The organism is Vibrio ichthyoenteri ATCC 700023, assembly GCF_000222605.1.
In the GTDB taxonomy this organism is placed as follows: Bacteria; Pseudomonadota; Gammaproteobacteria; order Enterobacterales; family Vibrionaceae; genus Vibrio; species Vibrio ichthyoenteri.
Genome location: NZ_AFWF01000117.1, coordinates 1 through 1,879 on the forward strand (window position 1 = coordinate 1; position 1,879 = coordinate 1,879).

2 protein-coding genes and 1 pseudogene are annotated in these 1,879 nt (G+C 33.3%); 2 read left to right on the forward strand and 1 reads right to left on the reverse strand.

Annotation, left to right across the window (positions count from 1 at the left end; translation table 11 throughout):
* Positions 1-330 (forward strand): annotated as a pseudogene (locus RH85_RS22955) (hypothetical protein); the annotation flags it as partial.
* A 184-nt stretch (positions 331-514) separates the two neighbouring features.
* Positions 515-757 carry a hemerythrin family protein gene (locus RH85_RS23715; protein WP_420895800.1) on the forward strand — a complete coding sequence of 81 codons (243 nt, stop codon included), beginning with the start codon at positions 515-517 and terminating at the stop codon, positions 755-757.
* Between the two features lie 404 nt (positions 758-1,161).
* Here the strand turns inward: RH85_RS23715 and RH85_RS09870 are convergent, their stop codons facing one another.
* Positions 1,162-1,752 (reverse strand): hypothetical protein, encoded by a 591-nt coding sequence (locus tag RH85_RS09870; protein ID WP_006712082.1) that lies wholly within the window; start codon positions 1,750-1,752, stop codon positions 1,162-1,164.
* Positions 1,753-1,879: the final 127 nt, after the last annotated feature.

Here is a 1,879-nt window from a genome sequence, read left to right on the forward strand (position 1 = left end):
AACAATAATAAAAAAAACTGGCTCGATTTAAAACTAGAAAACATTAACGTAAAATACAAAAATATTAGCATTGAAGAACTGGAAGATTTATTAACTGTTAAACAAAGATATCCTCTCATAAAATCAGTAAACTTCAAGATTATTAAACTACTCACAAAAACATGGCCTAAACAAAAAGGGGCAAATGAAGTAAAAACCATTATAAATGATTGTGATATAGTTGTTAGAACCTTTTTTTCTGAAACTGAATTGATTTCATCTCGCTATCAAGACTATTATACAGAAGCTATTAATCACTGTGATGAACATCGAAAACCCAAAACGTATTAGGACTATTTTATGAATATCGATAACACTTTAATCTTACCTACTTGGATATCTGATTACGAAATAGGCATAAGATCAATTGACGAACAGCACAAATATCTATTTGAGTTAATTAGTTCCTATCATCAAATGTTACAATCTAATTCATTTACACCCAACGAATTACGAGAGCTATTAAAAAAAACTCATTGAATATACCAAAAATCATTTCTCGGACGAAGAGATACATATGCTACAAAGCAATATAGACGACACATCTTTTAACATTCACATTGCACAACATGAATATTTCGTGAACGAAGTTAATAATTTATCAATGTTCATAGATGATGATACATCTATCGTCGCACCATTAATTTATGAATTTATCACTCAATGGCTAACTGAGCATATAATAAAAGTTGATAGTCTTATCAAAATAAATCAATAAAACAACCCTTACACATTACCGCAGGGCTTAATCTTAACTCATTCATTTATGACAAAAGTCCTGTATTCCTACAAAACATAACCAAGCAAAGTGCGGTATCATTCTCCTCTTATCCTATAATTTTGTATACAAATGCCAACCAACAAGCTTGAAAAGATGTCTCGACTTCTTGAGATGACGCAATTCACATCGATTAAAAATAAAATAAAAGATGGCTTACTAAAATAGCACCGTCACGAACACGAGAGCATCAATTATTTATTGCTAGGAACCTATATTCGACGACCACTCCTAATATTTAATCAACATCACCTCCTAATAGTTGTATTTAAACCTGCTATGTTGGTGATGATGGTTTATAAAGGTCATCGTAACAACAATGACCTTTATCATTTATCAACCAGTTAAACAACTGAATGACCTACAACTTCATCTTTAAAAAGATGAATTGGATCACCATCATTACCAGACACAATTGAACCTAAATTATCTATAAGGAGATAAAAATCATCATCTACAACTTTAACAGCGAAGTGCAAACCAGCCTTTTTCAACTCAATAGCATTAACGGGCTGCACATCAACGCCGAACATACTCAGATCGACTGTCTTGTTATGATGTTTTTGTAAGGTGGTAGGATCGACTTGAACTATCAATTCTTGCTCAACGCCGTAACGCAATTCATTGTATGATGCGGCTAAACTATGAAGTGCTGTCAGATAGTATTCAGGAACGTTAGATAAGGCTATTAGGATGTTGTAGAGGGTTTTATCAGGGTAATTTTCAAAAGCGATAGGAAAGCTCTTTGTAAACTCATAGACAGTCATTTCGGTGGGATTTTTTACTATTGCTTGTTTGCCATTATCAACAACAACTCCCTCAACGCTTAGTTTTGGTAAATCTCCAAAGCGAACGTCTTCTTCGAAGATTTTTCTGAGCCTGTATTTGATTTCTTCCACATAAGCAACATTCGTTAGGTAAAGATTCTTGCACATTCTTAACTCTCTTAAACGGATAAACTGTATACAGTATGCAACACTCCGCTCACTAAATACCTTATCCTTATCACGTTACTTTACGTTCGCAGTAACTAATTCTGCCGCTGGAAACTCATACTAAGAA

Excerpts from the sequence above, each read along its gene's own strand:
- RH85_RS09870 (WP_006712082.1), bottom strand. The coding sequence starts at position 1,752 with ATGTGCAAGAATCTTTACCTAACGAATGTTGCTTATGTGGAAGAAATC.